The 1,010-nt window shown below is 47.9% G+C and carries 1 protein-coding gene; it reads left to right on the top strand.

All coding sequences use genetic code 11. The features are described from left to right. Nucleotides 1-1,010, top strand: a 1,010-nt coding sequence (gene dnaE, locus AC2VE5_RS28490; RefSeq protein ID WP_486890870.1) for a DNA polymerase III subunit alpha, incomplete at both ends; no start/stop codon positions are given.

Consider the following 1,010-nt stretch of genomic DNA (forward strand, 5'->3'; position numbering starts at 1 on the left):
GGTTTAAGATAAAATACGATAAACAGCACTACTTACGCATCGTGCTTGATATGGCGATCCTCATTGAGGTCACTAACAAGTCTTTTGTGGTTCATGCCGCTGGTGTGGTGATTGCTGCCGAATCCTTGGATCAGAGTGTTCCGTTGCAGCGCAACAACGATGGCTCCGTGATCACCCAGTATTTCATGGAGGATATTGAATCCCTGGGGCTGTTAAAAATGGACTTTTTGGGTCTAAAAAACCTGACGATGATCCAAAAAACCGTTGATTTAATTAAACAAACCCGCAACTTTGAACTTGATGCGGACCAGCTATCCCTGGAGGATCAAAATGCCTTCCAACTCTTAGCCCGTGGGGAGTTAGAGGGGATATTTCAGCTAGAGTCCTCCGGGATGCGGCAGGTAGTTCGCGACTTGAAGCCTTCCAATCTTGAAGATATTTCTTCAATTTTGGCCCTCTATCGTCCCGGTCCGCTGGATGCGGGCCTGATTCCTAAATTTATCAACCGCAAACATGGCCGGGAAAAAATTGACTACCAGCATCAAATTCTAGAACCAATTCTGGATGAAACCTACGGGATTATGGTGTTTCAAGAGCAAATTATGAAGATTGCTCAGGAAATGGCCGGCTACTCCCTGGGGCAGGCGGATTTGCTTCGCCGAGCCATGGGCAAAAAGAAAGTCTCAGAGATGCAAAAGCACCGGGAGATCTTTATTGAAGGGGCAGCCAAGAACGGGGTTAAATCCAAAGTGGCTCAGGATTTATTTGAGCAGATGGTCCTGTTTGCTGAGTATTGCTTTAACAAGTCCCATTCCACGGCCTACGGCTACGTCACCTATCAAACCGCCTATCTAAAAGCCAACTATCCGGTGGAGTACATGGCAGCTCTGTTGACTGCCAATAGTGGCGATCAGGATAAGGTGCAAAAGTACATTGCCACTTGCCTGAGTATGGGGATTCAGGTGGAGCCCCCGGATCTCAATCGCTCCGGCGTTGACTTTACGCCCCTG

Source organism: Aliterella sp. E5.1 (assembly GCF_057473825.1).